The organism is Acinetobacter sp. NIOH-H-8 (genome assembly GCF_046635365.1).
In the GTDB taxonomy this organism is placed as follows: domain Bacteria; phylum Pseudomonadota; class Gammaproteobacteria; order Pseudomonadales; family Moraxellaceae; genus Acinetobacter.
Genome location: NZ_JBHDVN010000030.1, coordinates 1 through 20,775, shown reverse-complemented (window position 1 = coordinate 20,775; position 20,775 = coordinate 1). Strand labels below are relative to the sequence as shown.

The 20,775-nt window shown below is 44.2% G+C and carries 21 protein-coding genes and 1 rRNA gene; 16 read left to right on the top strand and 6 right to left on the bottom strand.

From position 1 onward, the window contains the following. The first annotated feature begins 226 nt into the window (after positions 1 to 226). The 11 genes from ACEWB7_RS11730 (at position 227) to ACEWB7_RS11680 (ending at position 9,874) form a co-directional block, all read left to right on the top strand. Complete coding sequence (locus tag ACEWB7_RS11730) at positions 227 to 646, top strand: hypothetical protein (protein WP_004781373.1); 420 nt, start codon at positions 227 to 229, stop codon at positions 644 to 646. 183 nt (positions 647 to 829) lie between these two features. Beyond that, complete coding sequence (locus ACEWB7_RS11725; RefSeq protein ID WP_004781372.1) at positions 830 to 985, top strand: hypothetical protein; 156 nt, start codon at positions 830 to 832, stop codon at positions 983 to 985. A gap of 306 nt (positions 986 to 1,291) precedes the next feature. Next, entirely contained in the window at positions 1,292 to 1,687 is a 396-nt protein-coding gene (locus ACEWB7_RS11720; RefSeq protein WP_312309054.1) for an RcnB family protein, read from the top strand. Positions 1,688 to 1,909: 222 nt separating this feature from the next. Continuing rightward, a complete protein-coding gene (locus ACEWB7_RS11715; protein WP_312309057.1) occupies positions 1,910 to 2,272 on the top strand; it encodes an RcnB family protein in 363 nt (120 codons plus the stop codon). Positions 2,273 to 2,404: 132 nt separating this feature from the next. Then, complete coding sequence (gene argA / locus ACEWB7_RS11710) at positions 2,405 to 3,748, top strand: amino-acid N-acetyltransferase (RefSeq protein WP_313660037.1); 1,344 nt, start codon at positions 2,405 to 2,407, stop codon at positions 3,746 to 3,748. Between the two features lie 334 nt (positions 3,749 to 4,082). Continuing rightward, positions 4,083 to 5,042, top strand: coding sequence for a sulfonate ABC transporter substrate-binding protein (locus ACEWB7_RS11705; RefSeq protein WP_180025298.1), 960 nt, complete (start codon positions 4,083 to 4,085; stop codon positions 5,040 to 5,042). Positions 5,043 to 5,070: 28 nt separating this feature from the next. Beyond that, the gene (locus tag ACEWB7_RS11700; RefSeq protein ID WP_409516594.1) at positions 5,071 to 6,063 is read left to right on the top strand and encodes a sulfonate ABC transporter substrate-binding protein; all 993 of its coding nucleotides are present in this window, start codon (positions 5,071 to 5,073) and stop codon (positions 6,061 to 6,063) included. A gap of 16 nt (positions 6,064 to 6,079) precedes the next feature. Then, the gene (gene ssuD / locus ACEWB7_RS11695; RefSeq protein ID WP_411580802.1) at positions 6,080 to 7,255 is read left to right on the top strand and encodes an FMNH2-dependent alkanesulfonate monooxygenase; all 1,176 of its coding nucleotides are present in this window, start codon (positions 6,080 to 6,082) and stop codon (positions 7,253 to 7,255) included. Beyond that, complete coding sequence (gene ssuC, locus ACEWB7_RS11690; RefSeq protein WP_313660039.1) at positions 7,255 to 8,070, top strand: aliphatic sulfonate ABC transporter permease SsuC; 816 nt, start codon at positions 7,255 to 7,257, stop codon at positions 8,068 to 8,070. The genes ssuD and ssuC overlap by 1 nt, the downstream gene beginning before the upstream one ends. 25 nt (positions 8,071 to 8,095) lie before the next feature. Then, the gene (locus ACEWB7_RS11685; protein WP_125278874.1) at positions 8,096 to 8,902 is read left to right on the top strand and encodes an ABC transporter ATP-binding protein; all 807 of its coding nucleotides are present in this window, start codon (positions 8,096 to 8,098) and stop codon (positions 8,900 to 8,902) included. A gap of 348 nt (positions 8,903 to 9,250) precedes the next feature. Further along, the gene (locus ACEWB7_RS11680; protein WP_262738008.1) at positions 9,251 to 9,874 is read left to right on the top strand and encodes a TetR/AcrR family transcriptional regulator; all 624 of its coding nucleotides are present in this window, start codon (positions 9,251 to 9,253) and stop codon (positions 9,872 to 9,874) included. 72 nt (positions 9,875 to 9,946) lie between these two features. Here ACEWB7_RS11680 and ACEWB7_RS11675 read toward each other — a convergent pair whose 3' ends face one another. Continuing rightward, positions 9,947 to 10,510: a 5'-nucleosidase gene (locus ACEWB7_RS11675; protein ID WP_175966548.1), complete on the bottom strand. Its 564-nt coding sequence runs from the start codon at positions 10,508 to 10,510 to the stop codon at positions 9,947 to 9,949. A 254-nt stretch (positions 10,511 to 10,764) separates the two neighbouring features. Here ACEWB7_RS11675 and ribF point away from each other — a divergent pair, with 254 nt between their 5' ends. The 5 genes from ribF (at position 10,765) to ACEWB7_RS11650 (ending at position 16,360) form a co-directional block, all read left to right on the top strand. Then, the gene (ribF, locus tag ACEWB7_RS11670) at positions 10,765 to 11,766 is read left to right on the top strand and encodes a bifunctional riboflavin kinase/FAD synthetase (RefSeq protein WP_175966547.1); all 1,002 of its coding nucleotides are present in this window, start codon (positions 10,765 to 10,767) and stop codon (positions 11,764 to 11,766) included. A gap of 64 nt (positions 11,767 to 11,830) precedes the next feature. Beyond that, complete coding sequence (gene ileS / locus ACEWB7_RS11665; RefSeq protein WP_411580798.1) at positions 11,831 to 14,677, top strand: isoleucine--tRNA ligase; 2,847 nt, start codon at positions 11,831 to 11,833, stop codon at positions 14,675 to 14,677. Continuing rightward, a complete protein-coding gene (lspA, locus tag ACEWB7_RS11660) occupies positions 14,670 to 15,209 on the top strand; it encodes a signal peptidase II (RefSeq protein ID WP_004781354.1) in 540 nt (179 codons plus the stop codon). Before ileS ends, lspA begins: the two co-directional genes overlap by 8 nt. Further along, positions 15,202 to 15,684 carry a peptidylprolyl isomerase gene (locus ACEWB7_RS11655; RefSeq protein ID WP_125278879.1) on the top strand — a complete coding sequence of 161 codons (483 nt, stop codon included), beginning with the start codon at positions 15,202 to 15,204 and terminating at the stop codon, positions 15,682 to 15,684. Before lspA ends, ACEWB7_RS11655 begins: the two co-directional genes overlap by 8 nt. A gap of 133 nt (positions 15,685 to 15,817) precedes the next feature. After that, positions 15,818 to 16,360, top strand: a complete 543-nt coding sequence (locus ACEWB7_RS11650) for an NADPH-dependent FMN reductase (RefSeq protein WP_005232867.1) — start codon at positions 15,818 to 15,820, stop codon at positions 16,358 to 16,360. Between the two features lie 255 nt (positions 16,361 to 16,615). Here the strand turns inward: ACEWB7_RS11650 and ACEWB7_RS11645 are convergent, their stop codons facing one another. The 5 genes from ACEWB7_RS11645 to rrf form a co-directional block, all read right to left on the bottom strand. Next, positions 16,616 to 16,930, bottom strand: a complete 315-nt coding sequence (locus ACEWB7_RS11645; protein WP_312536726.1) for a tautomerase family protein — start codon at positions 16,928 to 16,930, stop codon at positions 16,616 to 16,618. Positions 16,931 to 17,386: 456 nt separating this feature from the next. Next, positions 17,387 to 18,544: a PQQ-dependent sugar dehydrogenase gene (locus ACEWB7_RS11640; RefSeq protein WP_411580797.1), complete on the bottom strand. Its 1,158-nt coding sequence runs from the start codon at positions 18,542 to 18,544 to the stop codon at positions 17,387 to 17,389. Positions 18,545 to 18,687: 143 nt separating this feature from the next. After that, positions 18,688 to 19,698 carry a GGDEF domain-containing protein gene (locus ACEWB7_RS11635; protein ID WP_411580796.1) on the bottom strand — a complete coding sequence of 337 codons (1,011 nt, stop codon included), beginning with the start codon at positions 19,696 to 19,698 and terminating at the stop codon, positions 18,688 to 18,690. A gap of 36 nt (positions 19,699 to 19,734) precedes the next feature. Further along, positions 19,735 to 20,175, bottom strand: a complete 441-nt coding sequence (locus ACEWB7_RS11630; RefSeq protein WP_180002550.1) for a hypothetical protein — start codon at positions 20,173 to 20,175, stop codon at positions 19,735 to 19,737. Positions 20,176 to 20,661: 486 nt separating this feature from the next. Further along, positions 20,662 to 20,775, bottom strand: a 5S ribosomal RNA gene (rrf, locus tag ACEWB7_RS11625); the annotation flags it as partial.

Genomic DNA, 20,775 nt, shown 5'->3' with positions numbered 1-20,775 from the left:
CTTTAATTGACACCTATTTAAAAGCCAATGTCCGCATTGGCTTTTTGTTTTTTTTTAAACTCTATAAAGATAAGACCCATTTGAAAGCTGGCTTATTCTTCTGCCCAATTCATTCAGATTTCAGACTGAATCAGCCAGACCTTTCTTATTTCTACAATACTGTCTTTATTCAGTTCGCTGCAAATTCCCCTATACTAGCGCCAACAGATTTTTATTTGAGTGCAACATGACTGACTTAAACAACATCACCGTGACGACTTTGGAAGATGGCATGGTCTCTCTGCTGGTCGATCAGCAGCCGATCTCTGAAAAATACGGCATGAAGTTTGATGCCAGCATTGTCGATGACATTCAGGCACTCGAAAATGGTCAAAAACTGAAACTATTTGATCAGTTTGTCTTTTCTCATACCGATCTAAATTTTGAACATTCCTATCATTATGTGACGGGTATCGAAAAACTAGATGATCGTTATCAGGTGGCGAAACACTTTGTCTATCGCATCAAGATCGAAGGTCAGCCTGAAATTGAACATGTGATCAGCAATCAGGGCAAAGCAATGACAGCAGAAGATGTGCGTACTTTTATTCAGGCACATGTACAGAAATCCCTAAGTGACTATACTGATCTGAACTATGCCTATTAAGATCGTTCATTAGATCCCGAAAGAGCACATTTACGGATGATGCTCTTTTTTTATCCTTAAATTCTTTGAAAAACAGACATAAATCGTTTTAATGAATCAATAATATAAAATTATTCGGTTTTCCAAATTAATATAAAATTTTTATAATGCTTTTCAAGTTAAATCAAAGCGAAGGAAAATTTAATGGCCGACCAAAAACGTAAAACTGAAACTATTCGTCGTATTGAAAACTTGCAGTTATCAACTGCCCTCATTTTGGCTTTAGAAGATGCAGTCGAGGCAGAGTCTGTGGCTGAAGCCATTCAGTCCTTACAGGGTTTAACGGAACAGTGGAATTGAAAAATTGCAATGACCGAATCAAGATCTGGCGCTTAAAAAGAATATTTTTCCACTAATTTGAGACGGTTTTGATACACAATTCAGGACATTGCGCTTGCATCTTGAGGCCGGTTTTGCTGAAATGCCAATGGGGCTGGGCATAACTGGTCAACTGACTGAAGTGCATCCTAAGCTTATGTAAAATCATGGCATACTCATAATTTCTCTGTAATTGATATAAAACTTCAGCCAGTTCTTCACAGTTTCTCTGCAATTTTTCCGTACATTAGTTACTGTAGAAAATGAACAATTGAATGAGGGTTCAACATGAAAAAGGTTCTGGTAGCATTGGCGATGTCCTGCAGTACATTCATGCTGGCAAATGTTGCAAACGCTGCCCCTCATTTCAATGATGAACAGCGTATGGAACGGGGTCCGAGTCATCATCAGGCCAAGAAATCGCGTGAGTTCCATGACGATCACCAAGACGAATATGATAAACGCCGTATGCGTGAAGAACGTGGTGTTAAGCGTCTGCAACAGTTACGCTGGCAGCCTGGTTATGTCATGCCGCAGCATTATCGCAGTAATGGTTACAAGGTCGAATATAAGGATCATAAACTGCCTAAACCAGACCGTAGGCAGCAATGGTACAAAGTCAACAATGACTACATTCTGGTGAACTCTGAAAATAACAGTATTGTCCGGATTATCGGAGACTGATTCAGAATCTGATGCAAAGCCCAACCTTGTTTGGGCTTTTTGATTTTTAGGATGAGCCTTTTTAGGCTTTTTCTTATGTTAGAGCTTTCCTTTTAAGCTTGGCTAATCTCCTAAATTCCTTCATGAATTTAACAATTCCACTAAACTGACCTCACGCTTTCTATCCACTTATTCGCTAATTTAATCTCATCGAAAACATGTACAGATTTTTAGGTGAGAGCCATGAAAAAAGTTTTAACTACAATTGCCTTATCTCTTAGTGCGCTGGTTGCTACTTCTGCAATGGCAGCACCGCAGCATCATGATCCACGTTATGCACCGCATAAACCGGCACCGCACTGGGATCATAAAGATGCGAAAAAATGGGATGACCGTCGTTATAACAACCGTGAGGTTAACCCAAGCCGTGACTGGCGCGTAGGTCAAAAACTGCCAAACCAGTATGACAACCGTCGCTTTGAAGTCAGTGGCTATGAAGCACGCCGTTTGCCGAAAGCCGGTAAAAACCAGCAATGGTACAAAATCAATGGTGACTATGTACTAGTCAACGATCGTAACGACAAGATTGTTCGAATCATCAACTAATCATTCTCTTTTCTGCCCTTCTAGCAGACACCTGAAGCTCGCTTCAGGTGTTTTTTTATATCTGCACTTCCACTTCAGTATTTTTTCATTAGAATCAAAGCTAGATCTTTAAATGTTGAAATAGGCACAGCTATGACTGCAGCAGAAACCTCACCGAGCAATACCTTGCAATATGTGCACTGGTTTCGCCATTCTGCGCCTTATATCAATGCTCATCGCAATAAAACCTTTGTGATCATGTTTGATGGTGAAGCGGTATTGCATGACAACTTTCAGCACATCATTCATGATATTGCCCTGCTCAATTCTTTAGGAATCCGGCTGATTCTGGTGCACGGCGCGCGTCCGCAGATTAACCAGAATCTGGCTGCGAGTGGCTTCGAGACCCCTTTCCATCAGCAGCGTCGGGTCACAACTCGTGAATCCTTAAGCTGTGTACTGAATGCAGTAGGATCGATCCGTTTACAGATTGAGGCGCTATTATCGATGGGGCTGGCCAACTCACCCATGTATGGTGCGCGCATCGATGCCGTTTCAGGAAATTTTGTAACAGCCAAACCTTATGGCATCCGTGACGGGGTTGATTTTCAGTTAACTGGTGAAGTTCGGGCGATTGATACTGATGCGATTCAACGTCATCTGGATAATCATAATATTGTGATTCTCGGTCCGACCGGCTATTCAACGACAGGCGAAGTTTTTAACCTTCTAGCTGAAGAAGTTGCAACCAAAACTGCGACCCGCCTCAAAGCAGATAAACTGATTATCTTGGGTCGACAGCATGGTCTGCTCGACAGTAAGGGCCAGTTAAAACGGGAAGTAACCCCACAGCAACTGGATGACTATATTCTTTCTGATGAACAGGATATTGAAATTCGGCTCCAGCTCAAGGCCGCTCAGGAAGCTTCCCAAAATGGCGTCAATCGTGTTCATCTGATTTCGTATACCTATGACGGCGCCTTGCTGGAAGAACTGTTCACCCGGGATGGTTCCGGCACCATGATCACCGATGCGCATTATGAAGAAGTGCGTATGGCCGATATTCAGGATGTCGGTGGCCTGATCCGTTTGCTCCGCCCCTTAGAAGAAGAAGGTATTCTGGTTTACCGTTCGCGGGAACGTCTGGAAAATGAAATCGACCAGTTCGCGGTAATTGAGCGTGACGGCATGATTCTGGCCTGTGCTGCCCTGTATCCGATTCCGACTACGGGCAATGAACTGCGTTCCGCAGAAATCGCCTGCGTTGCAGTAGATCCAAGTTACCGTCAATCCAACCGCGGTAGCCAGATCCTGCATTATCTGGAAGATAAGGCCAAAAGTCTGGGTATTCAGCAACTGTTTATTTTAACGACCCGTACTGCACACTGGTTTCTGGAACAGGGTTTTGAACCGGCATCAGTAGATGATTTGCCTGATGCCCGACAGGCTTTTTATAATTATCAGCGCAATTCAATTGTCTGTAAAAAGTCACTTTAAAGTGACTTTTTATTCGCTCTCATATCTCTATTTTAGATAACGATATTCATAAAACCTGTATTCAGCATAAAAATCCTATTGCTGATTTTCTAATAAGCATATCTGGCCACTTTATTTAGAATAAATAATTTTATATTTCATTGTCTTATATAAATAATTCTTTCTTCCTAAATTAATGTGTAAATCACTTTCCTGCATAAGTTTTGCACTTTTTTATTTATCTTTTTTCTTCATTAGAAATTCCTGAATAGTTATTTTTTTAGAAAAGTAAAAAGCTTTAGCGTATGCCTAAGTTCTTCATTTCACATTTCTAAATTTTCAGGAGTTCTGATTCATGCGCCAATCACACATTCAATTATTCACAAAAACTGCGGTCCTTAGTGCTGCGGTGGCTGGCGTGATGATGCTTTCTGGCTGTGGCAAAAAACAGGAAGCCGTGACCCTGAATATTGGTTTCCAGAAATATGGCGTACTGCCGATCTTAAAAGAACGTGGCACCTTAGAAACGTCATTAAAAGAACAAGGCGTGAATGTGAAATGGGTTGAATTCCCGGCTGGTCCTCAGTTGCTTGAAGGCTTGAATGTCGGCAGCGTATCTTTTGGTGAAGCCGGTGAAGCGCCACCGATCTTTGCTCAAGCAGCGAACTCAAATCTGGTCTATGTGGCCAATCAGCCTGAAGCACCGAAAGCTGAAGCGCTAATCGTACAAAAAGATTCGAATATCCAGTCAGTTCAGGATCTGAAAGGCAAACGTGTTGCCTTAAATAAAGGCTCAAATGTTCATTACTTACTACTCAAAGTCCTTGAAGCCAATAATCTGAAACTCAGCGATATCGAAGTAGTTTACCTGCCACCTTCTGATGCCCGTGCCGCTTTCGAACGCGGTGCTGTCGATGCCTGGGTGATCTGGGATCCGTTCTTCGCTGCAGCAGAACATCAGATTGGTGCCCGTGTCATCGCCACGGGTGAGAACATCGTCAGTAATCATCAGTTCTATCTGGCAGATCGCAAGTTTGCTGAAGCCAACCCACAGATTATTGAAGCTGTCGTGAATGAACTCAACCTGACCACTGAGTGGGTCTCTGCTCATCAGGATGAAGCCGCCAAACTTCTGGAAAAACCGACAGGCCTGGCCTTTGATGTCTTGAAAACGTCTATTTCACGCATGGGCTTTGGGGTAAAACCACTCACTCCCGAAGTGGCACAAAAACAACAACAGGTGGCTGATGCCTTCTATGGCCAGCAACTGATTCCAGCCAAACTGAATATTCAATCTGCAATTATCGCGAAGTAAACCAAAGAACAATTTAGGGGATTTAATCATGACTCAACATCAGCTACACAACAAAGCAATCACATGGTTCAAGACCTCCAGTCATGGAATGAACGCTGCATTAGTTGCTTGCGCGATGTTGGGTTCAAGTGCCGCTTGGGCAGTAGATCCTTCTGTTAAACAGCTTCGTGTGGGCTATCAAAAAGCTTCTGTGAACCTGGTCATTGCCCAGCAGCAAAAACTGTTGGAAAAGGAATTTCCAAATGCAAAAATCAGCTGGAATGAATTCCCAGGCGGACCGCAAATTTTAGAAGCATTGGCGGTAGGTTCTATTGATGTAGGTGCAACTGGAGATACGCCTCCTGTCTACGCTCAGGCAGGCAATAAACCATTGCACTATTTTGCTTATGAAACTGCAAAACCTTTATCTTCTGCCATTTTGGTCCAGCACAATTCCAAAATTACCAAGCTAAGCCAGCTCAAAGGTAAACGTGTTGGCGTGCACCGCGGTTCAAGCTCACATTATTTACTGGTACAGGCAGTACGCAAAGCGGGTCTGCAATGGACTGATATCCAACCGGTCTGGCTAAGCCCTGCTGATGCGCGTGCAGCTTTCCAGAAAGGTGCGATTGATGCCTGGGCGATTTGGGATCCGTACTATGCTGCGGCTCAAGTAGAAGATAAAGCCAGAGTTTTATCTTCAGGCAAGGGCTTAAGTCCAAATTATACCTTTTACCTGGCTTCAGAAAATTTAATCAAAAATCATCCACAAGCCTTAAAAGGCATTATCAAGCAGATCAATGTTGCGGATAAATGGGTACAAAGCCATAAGGCTGAAACTGCAAGCATCTTTGCACAAAGTACCGGTCTAAAACCGATTGTCAGCCAGACCTTTATCCAGCGTCGTCCGAATCCGTCTGGTCCGGCACCGCTTACCAAGAAAGTGATTGCCGATCAGCAGGAACTCGCAAACCGTTTTAGCGAACTCAAGATCATTCCGAAATCTATCAATATTCAGCAAGCCGTTTGGGCAGGCAAATAATCTAAGGATCAAAGACATGAAAATTTTCTGGTTTATCCCGACACATGGCGACAGCCGCTACTTAGGTACCAGCAAAGGTGCACGCCAGGTCGATCATGCCTACATGAAGCAGATTGCGGTTGCGGTCGATAATCTTGGTTATGAAGGCGTGTTAATCCCGACTGGCCGTTCATGTGAAGATCCGTGGTTAACCGCAGCCAGCCTGATTGATGCCACTAAAAAACTGAAATTCCTCGTCGCGCTGCGTCCAGGTGTTACTACGCCTGCCCTGACTGCACGTATGGCTGCAACCTTTGACCGTCTGTCTGGTGGCCGTGTATTGCTGAACCTGGTGACGGGTGGTGATGAGCAAGAACTAAAAGGTGACGGCGTTTATGAAGATCATGCAACACGCTACAAGACTGCAGCTGAATATACGACAATCTGGCGTGAAATTCTGACCCGTTCACATACCGGCGAAAGCTTCACTTTCCATGGCGAACGTCTCAGTGTAGATGATGCCAAACTGCTTTATCCACCAGTTCAAAAACCATATCCACCACTCTGGTTCGGTGGTTCTTCAGATGCAGCCGTTGAACTGGCCACTGATCAGGTCGACACTTACCTGACTTGGGGTGAGCCGCCTGCAGCAGTGAAAGAAAAAATTGAAAATGTGCGTGCCAAAGCGGAAGCGAAAGGTCGCAAGCTGAGCTACGGTATCCGTCTGCATGTGATCGTGCGTGAAACCAATGAAGAAGCATGGAGAGCAGCAGACGAGCTCATCCAGTATGTAGATGATGCCACTATTGCTGCTGCACAAGCGAAATTCAAGCAAATGGACTCTGTCGGCCAATGTCGTATGGCTGAGCTGCACAATGGCGACCGTAGCAAACTCGAAGTGTCTCCAAACCTGTGGGCAGGTGTAGGTCTGGTTCGTGGTGGTGCAGGCACAGCACTGGTCGGCGATCCGGAAACTGTCGCTGCACGTATTCAGGAATATGCTGATCTAGGTATTGATACCTTCATTTTCTCAGGCTACCCACATCTGGAAGAATCGATCCGTTTTGCGGAACTGGTATTCCCATTACTTCCGCTTGAAACTCAGCAAAAACTGGCTCAGCCAAACCTGACTGGTCCATTCGGTGAGATTGTGGCGAACAACTACACACCTGACGAGAACAAGCAGGCTGAGAAAATTAAGGAGTCTGCTTAATGTCAAAAGTCGTTTCAGGTGAAACCCTGACCCCAAAGCAGGTTTCACGTGGAACAATTCTGGGGCAGCATCTGCTGCCCTGGTTAGTTCCTGTTGGATTAATTCTACTCTGGCAAATCGCGTCAAGTACCGGTTTGCTGGAAAGCCGTATTTTGCCTGCACCAAGTGCCGTAGTCATCGCATTCTGGAATTTACTACTTAGCGGTGAGTTATGGACACATGTCAAAGTGAGTGCTGGTCGTGCCCTAAGTGGGTTATTGGTGGGTGGTGGTCTAGGGCTGATTTTGGGTCTACTGAATGGTTCATCCAAAACGGCTTCTACCCTGCTGGATACCACCTTACAGATGATCCGTAATATCCCGGCTTTGGCCTTGATTCCACTGGTGATTCTCTGGTTCGGAATTGATGAATCAGCCAAGCTGTTTCTGGTCGCGATTGGTGTGTTTTTCCCAATCTACATCAATACCTATCATGGGATTCGTTCAGTCGATTCCCAGCTGATTGAAATGGGTAAAAGCTATGGCCTGACTCGCTGGCAGCTTTATAAAGAAATCATCCTGCCAGGGGCAATGCCTTCAATTCTGGTCGGCCTACGTTTTTCACTTGGTCTGGTCTGGGTACTGCTGATTGTGGCTGAAACGATTTCTGCCCAGTCCGGTATCGGTTATATGACCATGAACGCGCGTGAATTCCTGCAAACTGATGTCGTACTGGTGGGTATTTTACTGTATGCCCTGCTCGGTAAACTGGCAGATGTCCTAGCCGTGGCCTTAGAACGATTCCTGCTGCGCTGGCATGCTGGCTATCAAAAATAATTGAAAAAATATTGAGGAGCATGTGATGACTGATCTCAGCTTAGGGCGTCTTGCCAATGATCCGACTGCAGTGCAGGAGCCTGCTGCAACCGACATCAATCCCAATGCCGTTGCGGGTGCCGAAATCATTATTGAACAGCTGCACAAGTTCTATGGTTCGGTGAAGGTACTGGAAGATCTGGACCTGCATATTCAGCCGGGTGAATTTCTGGCGATTGTTGGCCGTAGTGGTTGTGGTAAAAGTACCCTGCTCCGTCTGATTGCAGATTTAGAAAAACAGAGCTATGGCGAAATTAAATTCAAGTCCGCACGTCATATCCGTGAAGGCATCACCGCTGATGATATCCGCGTGATGTTCCAGGATCCGCGTTTATTGCCATGGCGCAGCATCGAACAGAACGTGCAACTCGGCTTACCCAAAGACCAGCATGACAATGCATCACAAATGCTAGAGAAAGTCGGCTTAAAAGAAAAAGCCGGGCTTTGGCCTTCACAACTGTCTGGTGGTCAGCGTCAGCGTACAGCTCTTGCACGTGCCTTGTCACATAAGCCGCGTATTTTATTACTAGATGAACCACTTGGTGCGCTGGATGCCCTGACCCGTCTGGATATGCAGAACCTAATTGAAAAATTATGGACTGAACAGGGCTTTACCGCGATTCTGGTCACCCATGACGTGAGTGAAGCCGTACAACTGGCAGACCGGATTATCCTGTTGGATAAAGGCTATATTGCCAAAGAGTTCAAAGTTGATCTGCCACGTCCACGACAAAAGAATGTGAAATTCGCCGAACTTGAACAGCAGGTTCTGAATGCCGTTCTGGCAACCTAAAATGTGAGGGAATCTGGAATAACTGTTTATTCTGGATTCCTTATTTCGAATCAAGAGAATATCTGTCTCACTGATTATTTATTCAGCAATTGGCAAAATTTCAACTTCATTCATTAATTTTATTTTAACTTTATGATGCTTCAAGGTAATAATTAGTACTTAAAAAATCATCAACCTTTTCAAAAGCTTGGTTTTTAATTCCTGCGCCTTAAACCGATACTAATTATATCTTTAATCTAAAGAATAAATCATCATTATTCATAAAATTAGCGCCTGACTTGATGCACAAATCTGATGATTTGACGTACAATTAAAAATTCCCTTTTTAATTGTTTTTAATATTTGCTGATGGAACAAAAAAAGAGTACTCAAAAACGCAACCAGCTGCTGAATGCTGCACTCGATGTTTTTTCCCTATACGGTTTTAATGGGGCGAGTTTAGATGAGATCGCACAACTTGCAGAAATGCATAAGTCGAATATTTTCTATTATTATGAAAATAAAGAGGCGCTCTATGTAGAGGTTTTAACGACCGTTCTACAAAAATGGCTGGCACCTTTACAAATGCTAGAAGCTGATCTTGAGCCTGAAGAAGCGATTACCAATTATTTGATGCAAAAAATTGAAGTATCGCGTACCCAGCCTAAAGCTTCACGCTTATTCGCTCTGGAAGTGATTCAGGGTGCGCCGCACATTTTAGAAATCTTAAAAGGTCCATTGAAAAAACTGGTCAAGCGTAAAGCCAAAGTGATTTCAAACTGGCAGGAACAAGGCAAAATTTCTAAAGATATCGATCCTGAACTGCTGATTCTGAATATCTGGGCCGTGACCCAGAACTATGCAGATTTCGCGACCCAGATGGAAATGGTAACAGGCAAGACCTTGCGTAACCGCAGCATGCAACAACGGATTATCCAGCATACTGTACATATGATGCTGTACGGCGTACTTCCGCGTACACAAGAAAAATAGGTCAACGCAAAAATCATTTGGCATACGGCCATAAATTTTATGGTCGCCGACCCCTTCTCTCACCCTTTATTATTATTTTAACGTTTGATATAAATTCAATAATTTCTGCGCACCTAGCAGCAGATTCTCTTCCCAGTCCAAATGAGCACTATCATCTGCACCGTCAGTAATATATTTAACTGAAATCAGGCGCACATCCAGTTTACGGCACACCTTGGCCAGCGCATAGCCTTCCATATCGACCAGCTGACAAGCCACTTTTGGCAAGCCTGTTTCAAAGCTATCCCCTGTTCCACAAATCCCTTTCGGTAAATGGGCAAAGAACGGTTCCAGATCAATTGCGCCTGGCAAATGATCATCCATCGGGGTAATACCAACTTCAAATCCTAGTGGTGAAACATCCATATCACGTTGCACAAAACGCTTAACTTCAACCAGTTCATGCGCCTTGAAATGGGAACTGCCTGCGGTGCCGAGATTAATCAGGGTTTTACAGCGAGTTTTCTGAATCACTTCAAAAGCCTTAAAAGCAGCATTGACCTTGCCGATGCCACTATAGTGGACTTCCACACCTTCTGCTTCGAACAAACCTTTGGATTCACTGGCCAATGCCATAATGAGCGCCGAATCTGACATGCAAACTACCCGAGACTGAGAAAACCGTGACATTAGAAAGCAAAATCCAGGCAATGAAAAGCGGGTTTTTAGATTTCTGTTTTGCAGATCTCATGCTTAAATAACAGCAGAAGATTCTTGGATGGCACACTTTCGTCTTGATGTGTTTCGTGATTTTTCAATAATTTTTTTGCATAAAAACACAACAGCAAGACGAATCGTTGAGATTATGGCAATATATAGCCTTTCCTATTTTCAATTCCCTGATTTCGCCTATGCAGCTGCTCCGTCTCAATGCTTTAGCGTCACATTCTGAATTGCCAAAAACCGCCGTTACGATTGGTAATTTTGACGGCGTGCATCTGGGTCATCAGGCCATGATCAAACAGTTAAAAGCTGTTGCAGAAGCTGAGCAACTAAAAACTGTTGTGATGATCTTCGAGCCACAACCGCTTGAATTTTTTAAAGGTTATGAAGCACCACCACGTATTTCTTCTTTGCGCGAAAAAGTGGAATATTTAAGCGAACTGGGTGTGGACTATATTGCGGTCGCCAAGTTTGATCATCATTTCCGAAGCCTGAGTGCCGAAGCCTTTGCCGACATTCTGAAAGATAAATTGAATGCAGCGCATCTAGTCTTGGGGGATGATTTTCACTTTGGTAAAAACCGTCAGGGCAATAGTGAATTTCTGCGAGACTACGGCTTTAAGGTCACCAATCTGCATACCATTGCCTTGGATGGTGAACGGGTCAGTTCTACCCGCATCCGTCAGACCCTGCAAGCGGGTGACCTTGCTCTGGCAGCCAAATTGCTGGGACGTCCTTATAGTATTACCGGCCGGGTGCAATACGGCGACCAGATTGGCCGTACCATTGATTTCCCGACCATTAATGTCCGGTTGAACCGGCATAAACCTTGCCTGCAGGGCATTTATGGGGTTGAAGTCGTCTGTGAAACCGAATCACTCAGCGCCAAGGTTCAGCAGGAAAATCCTGAACAGCCGGGTATTGCCGGCTATGATCAGGGTAGCCTGTTTGGTGCTGGTCATGTGGGTACCCGCCCTGCGATCAAACAGACTCATCCGGAATGGCGATTAGAAGTACATTTTCCTGATGTTTCTGCTAATCTGTATGGCCTGTTAATGCGGGTAACCTTCTTGAATTATCTGCATGGCGAAAAAGATTATCCTTCGCTTGAAGCGTTAAAGGCCGGAATTGATGATGATGTTGAGAAACTGCTTGAGTTTCGTCGAAAACACCCCACATTTCCCTTTTAATGTCCCGTATTTTTATTGTAAAACGTGTCAGTCTAATGACTGATTAAATTGGAAGACAACTTGCATGAGCGATAAGCAAACTCCTGAAAATGCAGTGGATTATAAAGCCACGCTAAACCTCCCAGGTACTGACTTTGCAATGAAAGCAAATCTGGCAGTACGTGAAGCGAAATGGTTAGAAGAGTGGTATGCCGATGACATTTATCAGCAGATTCGTGCATCGCGAATTGGCAAGAAAAAATACGTGCTTCATGATGGCCCTCCATATGCCAATGGCCAGATTCACTTAGGTCATGCAGTCAACAAGGTACTTAAAGACATCATCATTAAAAGCCGCATCATGGACGGCTTTGATGCGCCGTATGTACCAGGCTGGGATTGTCACGGTCTTCCAATTGAACTGAAAGTTGAAGAAAAAGTCGGTAAGGTCGGCGTTAAAGTGGATGCGCCTACTTTCCGTAAAGCTTGCCGCGAATATGCATTGAGCCAGGTTGAGCTACAGAAAAAAGACTTCATCCGTATGGGTGTGTTTGGTGACTGGAGCAATCCTTATCTCACCATGAACTTCAAGCAGGAAGCCAACATCGTGCGTTCACTCGGTGAAATCGCGAAAAATGGCCATATCCAGCCAGGTCTTAAACCGGTGAACTGGTGTCTGGACTGTGGTTCAGCACTGGCTGAGGCTGAAGTTGAATATGAAGATAAAAAATCAGATGCAATCGACGTGGGTTTCACCGTGGTTGATCTGGCGGATCTGTCTGCACGTTTAGGTGTTGAAGTTAAAGACTCAACCGATATCGTAATCTGGACGACTACGCCTTGGACCCTGCCTGCGAACCAGGCAGTTGCCCTGCATGCTGAAATTGAATACCAGCTTGTTGTTGCACGTGGTGAAGATAAAGCTGCACAAAACTTTATCCTGGCCAAAGATCTGGTTGAATCTGCGACTGAGCGTTATGGCTTTAACGCGGTTGAAGTGATTGCCGAGTTTGCCGGTGCGAAACTTGAAAATCTGGTACTGCAACATCCTTTAATTGCTGAGCGTCAAGTACCAGTCATTTTGGGTGAACACGTTATCGCGACCAGCGGTACCGGTGCTGTCCATACTGCGCCTGGCCATGGTGTAGACGACTATAAAGTTGGTCTGCTGTATAACCTGAAAGTAGATAATCCAGTGGGCGGTAATGGTGTGTATTTACCGACTTCACCACTATTTGCAGGCGAGCACATCTACAAGGCCAATCCCCAAATTATTGCGGCACTTGGCGAAGCTAACAAGCTATGGGCACATAAGCCGATCAAGCATAGCTACCCGCACTGCTGGCGTCATAAAACTCCAATCATCTTCCGTGCGACCCCACAATGGTTCATCAGCATGGATGAAAAAGGTCTGCGTCAGGGCGCATTGAATGCCATTGAAAATGACATCAGCTTCGTTCCGGATTGGGGTAAAAACCGTATCCAGGCAATGATCGAAGGCCGTCCGGACTGGTGTATCTCACGTCAACGTACTTGGGGCGTGCCAATCCCATTCTTCGTGCACAAAGACACCAATGAACTGCACCCGCGTACACCTGAACTGATCGAAGAAGTGGCTAAACTGATCGAACAGGAAGGTATTGATGCCTGGTATAACCGTGAAGCCAAAGACTTTATTGGTAATGATGCTGAGCAGTACAACGCAGTTCGCGATACCTTAGACGTATGGTTTGACTCTGGTACAACTCACTATGCAGTGCTGCGTGACCGTGAAGAGTTAACCGATCCGGCTGATTTATATCTTGAAGGTTCTGACCAGCACCGTGGCTGGTTCCAGTCTTCATTATTGACCTCTATGGCAATCAATCAACGTGCGCCATATAAAGGTCTGCTGACTCACGGTTTTGTGGTCGATGAGAAAGGCCGTAAGATGTCGAAATCGCTGGGTAATATCATTACTCCGCAAGACATTATCAAGAACATGGGTGCAGATGGCCTGCGTTTCTGGATTGCTTCAGCAGATTACCGTTATGAAATGACCGCAGGTAAAGAAATCTTTAACCGTGCATCAGATGGTTACCGTCGTATCCGTAATACTTTGCGTTTCTTGCTGGCAAACCTGAATGGCTTCAACCCGGCAACTGATGCCCTCCCCGTAGATCAACTGATTGCACTGGATCAATACATCCTGCAACGCGCCAATGATGTACAGGAAACCATCAAGAAAGCATATGAAGATATGAACTTCCATATCGTGACCAATGCCTTGACCAATTTCTGCATTAACGACCTTGGTGGTTTCTACTTAGACATCATCAAAGACCGTCAGTACACTACTAAAGCAGACTCGCAGGCACGTCATTCTGCGCAAACTGCACTGTATCATCTGGTTCAAGCTTTTGTACGCTGGATGGCGCCAATCCTGAGTTTTACTGCTCAAGAAGCGTGGCCATTGATTCCGGGTCAAAGCGAGAAATATGTCTTTACTGCTGAATGGTACGATATTCCAGTTTCAGCACAGGCAAACCTGTTATCTGAAGCAGACTGGCAAACCCTGATTGCAGTGAAATCTGCGGTGAACAAGCACATTGAAAATGCGCGTAACGAGAAACTGGTGGGTTCAAATCTGTCTGCCAAAGTTGAGTTATGGGCCAATGATGAGCTGAAAGCTGTTCTAGACCGTCTGGGTGATGAGCTGCGTTTCGTTCTGATCACTTCTCAGGTAATCGTGAATCCGTTTGATGCTGCTCAAGGCAATGACGCTGAACTTGAAGGTCTACGCGTGAAAGTATCTGCGGCAGATGGCGAGAAATGCGTACGCTGCTGGCACGTGCTTCCTGATGTGAATACACATGCCTCACATCCAGGACTATGCGGTCGTTGTATTATTAACCTCCCGAGCGGCCAAGGTGAAGAGAGAAAATATGCCTAACCCACAGCAGAAAAAGGGTCTGTTTCAGTTCTATCCTCACAATTTGTGGTGGATCGGACTGGCTATTCTGGCGATCATTTTAGATCAATGGACCAAATGGATTGCGGTAACACATCTGGAATATGCAGATCCGGTGCCCGTCCTGCCCTTTTTAAATTGGACACTGTTACATAACTATGGCGCTGCCTTTAGTTTCTTGTCCGATGCCGGTGGCTGGCAACGTTATTTCTTTACTTCTCTTGCAGGCTTAGTGTCTGTGGTTTTCGTGTTCTGGCTGATGCGTATGCCAAAGAGCATGAAAGTATTACCATTAGCGGTTGCCCTGATTCTGGGTGGTGCTATTGGTAACCTGATTGATCGCATTTCTTTGGGTTATGTGGTTGACTTTATTCATGTCTATTATCAGAACAGCCACTTCCCTGCTTTTAATATTGCGGATAGTGCCATTACTTTAGGTACGATTCTGCTGCTGATTGATACGTTTTTCCTGGAAAAACACCGAATTCAACGTGCACAGGCGCAACATGACTGATTTTATTAATCCTAACGAGGAAACTCGTGTTGAAGACGGCTCTAAAGTCGAGCTTCATTTTTCTGTCGCGATCGAAAGTGGCGTAGAAATTGACAATACCCGTAGCCGTGAAGAACCGGTAAGCCTGACCATTGGTGATGGCAACCTATTACCAGGTTTTGAAAAAGCCTTGATGGGCTTGCGTGCTGGTGACCGTCGTACCGTCAGCCTCCCGCCCGAAGAAGCTTTTGGTCCGTGGAATCCTGAAAATGTCCAAAAATTTGATACGGTGAAATTTGGCGAACGTCCGATCGAAGGTCACATGATCGAGTTTGAAGACAAGGCCAAATCGACTTTGTATGGCGTAGTAAGATCCGTAAATGATGATATTACCGAAGTGGACTTTAATCATCCGCTTGCAGGTAAAAATATCACCTTTGAAGTCGAAATCTTCAAAGTTACTCCAGCTGGCCAGCAAGGCGTGAAGCTGATGTAATATCGGCTAATCACATGATTTAAAAGAGCTCCTTCGGGAGCTTTTTTAGTTTCTGGATACAAATCCTCTCTAGTCTCTGTTCAGAAATCTGATTAATTTAATTTGATGAGCATGCGATAAGAAAGGGAAAGATATGAAAATTTATATTGTGGTTGGCAGTGTGCGTGAAGGACGTACAGCAATTAAGGTCGCACATTGGGTACTACAGGAAATTAAAAAATATGGTTTTAGCACGCTTGAAACCGAACTTGTCGACTTAAAAGAATGGGATCTTCCGCTTTTTGCTGGTTCTCATCCCCCATTGACCGGTATTTATGATCAGCCGAAACAGCAGGAATGGGCTGACTTTATTGCCCTTGCGGATGCATTTATTTTTATCAGTCCCGAATATAACCATGGCTATAGCCCGGCATTAAAAAATGCGCTGGATTATCTGGCCAAGGAATGGCAAGGCAAGCCGGCAGCCTATATAGGTTATGGCGTCACTAATGGCTCACGTTCCATTGATCAGATCCGCCAGGTCGGCACTCAGCTCGGTATGGTGGATACCAATGCGATTGTAGAGCTGCGAGACATTTTTAGTCGCAATAAAGACTACAGCTTTGAAGGAAATGAATTCGACAATAAAACACTCAGAGATGTCGTGGATAAGCTGATCCAGTATGTCAGTGCCTGAAGACGACAGCGATGTGCGCTTTAGCCTACAGGCTGCGCAGAATTTGTCGGCTATTCTCACTTTCAGTTCAAGGCTATAGTTTGATTCATAGACAGACAGGAAGTCTGCAAAGCGATACAACAACAATAAAAAGCGCAGAGTAACAGGACGTTGACAGGTCAGACAGGAGTCAGATCTGAGAAGCAAATCCAGAAAAGCCTCAACAGGATGTTGGGGCTTTTTTGCATTTAAAATCTGGTATTTTTCTTCAAAAAATCAGATCTCTACATTAAAGCCTAAATTGACATCACAAGCCACTTGCCCACCGCGGATTCCCCAGTTTTCCAATGGACTTTCCCGCAGATGAATCAGGATATGGTCAGAAGGAATTCCCAGTTTTCCCAAGCTTTCTACAATCTGCTGATACATTTTGCGCTTGGTCTCCAGACTCCGGCCAGCCAAGCAGTCAATACTGATCAAGGTAAAATATTCAGGCTGGGCCAGATGAGCCATATACTGAAAACGATGGGCTTCATATACCATCAGCCGGATATTACGGTCATAGTCAGGCAGTTGAAAGGCATTTTTCACACATTGAAATACGCTGTCGAGTAACTGCTCTTCATCAGCCTGGGAATACTATTGCCAGACTTCAATTTGAACGGTAGGCATGTGCTTCTCCTTTTTATTATTTCATTGAATTCTTTTAAATATTTTTTATTGAATAGAGAGATGAGCTTCAATAAGGTCTTCTATCTCTACCATATCGCAAAGTTATCCTGATAACTTGGGATTTGATCGGATAAATATTTTCAAGTGAGCTTGTCACCTCTGGCCTACAGCAGATGCGGTCAATGCCTCTACTCGAGCTTTCTGACTCAGGCTATATTGAGTGCATACCAAGACAGGAAGTCTTGCAAAAACAAGAATAAAACATCGGCAGGATGCTGATCGATACCGGAGGAAAGGTATCTGAGCTAAATTTGAAAAGGCCCTCACAGGAGTTGGGGCCTTTTTCTTTCATTCTGATATTAACTATTTAGCTTTTTACTGAGGGGCGGTCATCTTAAGCAACTTGGCTTTTGAACTATCTTCAATCACCCAGAGTGAGCCATCTTTGGCCTGAATCGCACCACGAATCCGCTCTTTCATATCCAGTCGCTGTATTTCTTTAACAGGACTTTGAGTAGTATCAATCACGATCATTGCCTGAGAAGACAGACCTGTAGCAATGGCTTTATTTTTCCATTGAGGAAAGCTATTGCCAGTATAGAACAGCAAGTCTGAAGGAGAAATTACCGGAGTCCAATCTAATGCTGGTGCTTCAAACTCTGGTCGGGTACTGTGATCTGGAATCGGCTTGCCATCATAATGATCCCCATTGGAGACGATTGGATAGCCATAATTTTTGCCTTTTATCACTTTATTCAGCTCATCACCACCTTTTGGACCCATTTCAATCACCCAAAGCTGCCCTTGTGGATCAAATGCCAAACCGAGAGGATTACGGTGTCCCAGACTCCAGACCTGCTTGGCAATTTCGCCCTGATTCATAAATGGATTATCGGAAGGGATTGAACCATCATCATTCAGACGAATAATCTTGCCGGCATTGGATTTCATGTCTTGAGCTGGATTAAATTGCTGACGTTCACCCGAACTGATCCAGAGTTTATTGTCTGAGCCAAAGATAATCCGGTGCCCATAATGGCCCTGACCGGAAGAAAATTTCGGTACCTGACTCCAGATTTTCTTAATCTGAGTAAGTTGTGGCGTGCTCTTAGTGAGATCGAGCTTGCCACGAACCACCACTGCACCATAACCACCCTGTCCCTGTTCGGCATAACTGAGATATACCCACTGATTCTTGGCAAAGTCAGGATGGAGTGCGATATCGCCTAAGCCCCCTTGTCCACCATAGGCCACTTGAGGAATACCCTGAACAGTTTGAGTGCTACGATTGGCTGGATTAAATAATTTTAATTTTCCAGATCTTTCAGTAATCAGTAAACGCTGATCTGGCAGCTCAGTGAGTGCCCATGGCTCATTCAACTGCGCAAATTCTTCGACTTTATAGGCTTGCTGTGTGGTTTTGGCAGAGGATTGCCCAGCTGCCGGTGATGAAATCTTGTCTTGGGCACAGGCAGTCAGGCTATAGGAACCCAAGCCTAATAATAAAATTGCTGCTATTTGAGTCTGTTTCATTGTTATTCTTCATGCTAATTTCATTCAGATAAGTACCAATTTAGCATTCCGGACAGCGGTTAAAATAATAAAAAAGTAAAGGAATCGTAAGCGGATATAACTTGATCGGATAAAGATAGCTGATGTATTGATTGGATTTTTTATTATTTAATACAGGCTGAATCGCGAAGAATTTTCGCCTGATACAACTGCTGATCGGCTGTTTTCAGTAAACGGTCAACATTTCTATAGATATGTTCAGCATCCATAATCGCTGCCCCAACACTGATACTGATCCAGGACTTGTCATCCCCACGATTGGCATGTTCCAAATTGAGCTTACGGATGACCTCACAAAGTTGCTCGGCAAAAGCTTCAGCTTCCTGCCAGGAAATATCTGTCAGTAAAACCGCAAATTCCTCACCCCCATAACGGGCCAGAAAGCCATTTTCAGGTAATATTTGCTGAATGGTTTGCACAAGTGTTTTTAAAATATAGTCACCTTTGAGATGACCATAATAGTCATTATAGTTTTTAAAATAATCGACATCGATCATGTAAACAGCCAGCGAAGATTGGTTTACGATCGCATGCTCATATTGCTGCTGAAGCTGTTCATTTAAGGCAAAGCGATTATAGGCACCTGTCAGCGAATCCAGCCTCACCTGCTGCGCGAGTTTCTCATTAAGCAGAGTAATATCACGTGTACGGTCCTGAACCTTCTGATCAAGTTCTTTATTCAGGCGCAAAAGCTGCTTGTTTAACAACTCGGTATTAATACTTTGCACCGCATAATCACGGCTGAGCTGAAAGGTAATTAAAATAAAATAGGCACAGGAGGTATAAAATGCAATTTCAACTGAATCAATTACTTTAAGCGCAAGTAAATAGTCATGCAGGAAGGTCAGGCAGACCAGCACCACCGCAATAGAATTGATCTTGGAATAACGCACATGCGATTTGTGCATGCGGTAAGCGCCATAAAGCAGATTAATAAAAACTAGTACTGCAATACTAAAGCTTTGGAAAAAGAAGCTCTGGAAGATATAAGGCAGCGTAAACAGGGTCACAGCCACATTGATACTAATTAACAAAGCTGTGATTTTTAATAAATAAGGATTTAACAGTCGATACGGCAATAAATAGATATAAATCAAGAAGAACAGAGTCGCCAATTCAGTCAGTAAATACTCAAATCGTGTGCCCCATACCTAGGAAATATTCGTGAATAAAGTATAAATGAATGGGACTGCAAAGAAGCTACGTAGGCTCAAGCACAGAATAAATAACCCTAGAAACAGCAGCAAATTACCTGCTTGCGTTTTAAGGCTGCGAAATACTGCAAAGAACACCATAAAGCAGCCAATCATCAGCAGAACGCCACTGATCACACTTAAAGGAATTACCTGATCATAAAACTTATCCAGAATAGGCTGGTTAAAGCCAATAAACATGCTGTTTTCCAGCCCGCCACGGATATGGTGATAACTTGAAGCCTGAATGGTAATCGTCACTTCCCGCTGTGAGGGAAAGAAAGAAGCCAACTTTGGCGCCATCATAGTCTGATGCTGACCATGTATGCCTACCTGCCCTACTTCTATCAGGAGATGATCATCGACATACATGCGATAAGCCCCATACTGATAAGGCACATAAACATAAACCGCATGATTGATGGCTGATTCAGGCAGCCTGAAGGCTTTTTGAAAAGTTCCAATATGGTCTTTATGACCTGTTAAGGTCAGGAAAGAATTAGGTAAATGAACTTTTTCAGCAGCAAGAGTCTGATTAGAGGAAGTTAACTGAGATGGTCACTGCCCAGAAGTGGGATCAATCAGCTGATTGGGGTAGAAATCCCATTCTCCATCGAGTTTGACATACTGATGATGATCAAAATTTAATTCTGTTACAGCGTATAGCTGTGGAGAAATCAAACTGAGCCATATCAACACAAATGTGTTTATGAGAATCTGCTGCATATGACTCAGAGAATAAAAAATATTTACACGAGTAGTATAACATTTTACAGCTGATCAGAGATTATACAGCTGTAAAAAATTAGTCGTTAAAGAGAGAAAAGTGATTATATAAATATAAAAAAAGCCCTCTGCATAAGCAGAGGGCTTTTTGGAATAATGAGCTGGCGATGACTTACTCTCACATGGGAGACCCCACACTACCATCAGCGCTAAGAGGTTTCACTTCTGAGTTCGGGAAGGGATCAGGTGGTTCACTCTTGCTATGGTCGCCAG

Coding starts and splice junctions, on each gene's coding strand:
- ssuC (WP_313660039.1), top strand. CDS start 7,255: ATGTCAAAAGTCGTTTCAGGTGAAACCCTGACCCCAAAGCAGGTTTCA.
- lspA (WP_004781354.1), top strand. CDS start 14,670: ATGCCTAACCCACAGCAGAAAAAGGGTCTGTTTCAGTTCTATCCTCAC.
- argA (WP_313660037.1), top strand. CDS start 2,405: ATGACTGCAGCAGAAACCTCACCGAGCAATACCTTGCAATATGTGCAC.
- ACEWB7_RS11730 (WP_004781373.1), top strand. CDS start 227: ATGACTGACTTAAACAACATCACCGTGACGACTTTGGAAGATGGCATG.
- ACEWB7_RS11700 (WP_409516594.1), top strand. CDS start 5,071: ATGACTCAACATCAGCTACACAACAAAGCAATCACATGGTTCAAGACC.
- ACEWB7_RS11640 (WP_411580797.1), bottom strand. CDS start 18,544: ATGAAACAGACTCAAATAGCAGCAATTTTATTATTAGGCTTGGGTTCC.
- ACEWB7_RS11720 (WP_312309054.1), top strand. CDS start 1,292: ATGAAAAAGGTTCTGGTAGCATTGGCGATGTCCTGCAGTACATTCATG.
- ACEWB7_RS11680 (WP_262738008.1), top strand. CDS start 9,251: ATGGAACAAAAAAAGAGTACTCAAAAACGCAACCAGCTGCTGAATGCT.
- ACEWB7_RS11705 (WP_180025298.1), top strand. CDS start 4,083: ATGCGCCAATCACACATTCAATTATTCACAAAAACTGCGGTCCTTAGT.
- ileS (WP_411580798.1), top strand. CDS start 11,831: ATGAGCGATAAGCAAACTCCTGAAAATGCAGTGGATTATAAAGCCACG.
- ACEWB7_RS11725 (WP_004781372.1), top strand. CDS start 830: ATGGCCGACCAAAAACGTAAAACTGAAACTATTCGTCGTATTGAAAAC.
- ssuD (WP_411580802.1), top strand. CDS start 6,080: ATGAAAATTTTCTGGTTTATCCCGACACATGGCGACAGCCGCTACTTA.
- ACEWB7_RS11650 (WP_005232867.1), top strand. CDS start 15,818: ATGAAAATTTATATTGTGGTTGGCAGTGTGCGTGAAGGACGTACAGCA.
- ACEWB7_RS11715 (WP_312309057.1), top strand. CDS start 1,910: ATGAAAAAAGTTTTAACTACAATTGCCTTATCTCTTAGTGCGCTGGTT.
- ACEWB7_RS11655 (WP_125278879.1), top strand. CDS start 15,202: ATGACTGATTTTATTAATCCTAACGAGGAAACTCGTGTTGAAGACGGC.
- ACEWB7_RS11685 (WP_125278874.1), top strand. CDS start 8,096: ATGACTGATCTCAGCTTAGGGCGTCTTGCCAATGATCCGACTGCAGTG.
- ribF (WP_175966547.1), top strand. CDS start 10,765: ATGCAGCTGCTCCGTCTCAATGCTTTAGCGTCACATTCTGAATTGCCA.
- ACEWB7_RS11675 (WP_175966548.1), bottom strand. CDS start 10,510: ATGTCAGATTCGGCGCTCATTATGGCATTGGCCAGTGAATCCAAAGGT.